This is a genomic window from Kineococcus arenarius subsp. arenarius (assembly GCF_050871845.1).
GTDB lineage: Bacteria > Actinomycetota > Actinomycetes > Actinomycetales > Kineococcaceae > Kineococcus.
In genome coordinates this window covers 1-1,783 of record NZ_JBJLSE010000186.1, presented here as the reverse complement: position 1 = coordinate 1,783, position 1,783 = coordinate 1, and the positions used below count along the sequence as shown (strand labels likewise).

Here is a 1,783-nt window from a genome sequence, read left to right as displayed (position 1 = left end):
CGTGAAGGGGCGTTGGGGATTCCTTTGGTGTTGTACCTTCCACTTCCCTCGCCAGGGGGGTGGGGGTTTCGAGATCAGAGGTCAAACTAAGCAAGTCAATCACCTGACGCGCTCGCCGGCTTCTGGCCGGTGGGGGTGTTTAAGGTTTTTTCGACGGAGAGTTTGATCCTGGCTCAGGACGAACGCTGGCGGCGTGCTTAACACATGCAAGTCGAACGGTGAACCCCTTCGGGGGGGATCAGTGGCGAACGGGTGAGTAACACGTGAGCAACCTGCCCTCAGCTCTGGGACAACCACTGGAAACGGTGGCTAATACCGGATACGACTCGCTCGGGCATCCGATGCGGGTGGAAAGTTTTTCGGCTGGGGATGGGCTCGCGGCCTATCAGCTTGTTGGTGGGGTGATGGCCCACCAAGGCGACGACGGGTAGCCGGCCTGAGAGGGCGACCGGCCACACTGGGACTGAGACACGGCCCAGACTCCTACGGGAGGCAGCAGTGGGGAATATTGCACAATGGGCGCAAGCCTGATGCAGCGACGCCGCGTGAGGGATGACGGCCTTCGGGTTGTAAACCTCTTTCAGCAGGGAAGAAGCCACCTTCCGGGGTGGTGACGGTACTTGCAGAAGAAGCACCGGCTAACTACGTGCCAGCAGCCGCGGTAATACGTAGGGTGCAAGCGTTGTCCGGAATTATTGGGCGTAAAGAGCTCGTAGGCGGTGTGTCGCGTCTGCTGTGAAAACTCAGGGCTCAACTCTGAGCTTGCAGTGGGTACGGGCACACTTGAGTGCGGTAGGGGAGACTGGAATTCCTGGTGTAGCGGTGAAATGCGCAGATATCAGGAGGAACACCGGTGGCGAAGGCGGGTCTCTGGGCCGTAACTGACGCTGAGGAGCGAAAGCATGGGGAGCGAACAGGATTAGATACCCTGGTAGTCCATGCCGTAAACGTTGGGCGCTAGGTGTGGGGTCCATTCCACGGATTCCGTGCCGCAGCTAACGCATTAAGCGCCCCGCCTGGGGAGTACGGCCGCAAGGCTAAAACTCAAAGGAATTGACGGGGGCCCGCACAAGCGGCGGAGCATGCGGATTAATTCGATGCAACGCGAAGAACCTTACCAAGGCTTGACATGCACGGTGGACCTGCAGAGATGTGGGGTCATTTAGTTGGTCGTGCACAGGTGGTGCATGGTTGTCGTCAGCTCGTGTCGTGAGATGTTGGGTTAAGTCCCGCAACGAGCGCAACCCTCGTTCCATGTTGCCAGCAGTTCGGCTGGGGACTCATGGGAGACTGCCGGGGTCAACTCGGAGGAAGGTGGGGATGACGTCAAATCATCATGCCCCTTATGTCTTGGGCTTCACGCATGCTACAATGGCCAGTACAGAGGGCTGCGATACCGTGAGGTGGAGCGAATCCCAAAAAGCTGGTCTCAGTTCGGATCGGGGTCTGCAACTCGACCCCGTGAAGTCGGAGTCGCTAGTAATCGCAGATCAGCAACGCTGCGGTGAATACGTTCCCGGGCCTTGTACACACCGCCCGTCACGTCATGAAAGTCGGTAACACCCGAAGCCGGTGGCCCAACCCGTAAGGGGGGGAGCTGTCGAAGGTGGGACTGGCGATTGGGACGAAGTCGTAACAAGGTAGCCGTACCGGAAGGTGCGGCTGGATCACCTCCTTTCTAAGGAGCATCTCTCGCCTCACTCCTTGCGGGGTGGGGTGGGCAGGGCCGTCTACTCCAGCGTGAGTCTGGAGGTCGGTGCTCGAGGGTGGAACATCAACACGG

General features: G+C 59.2%; 1 rRNA gene. It reads left to right on the top strand.

Annotation, left to right across the window (positions count from 1 at the left end):
- Window positions 1-150: 150 nt before the first annotated feature.
- Window positions 151-1,678 (top strand): 16S ribosomal RNA (locus tag ACRYM0_RS20815).
- Window positions 1,679-1,783: the final 105 nt, after the last annotated feature.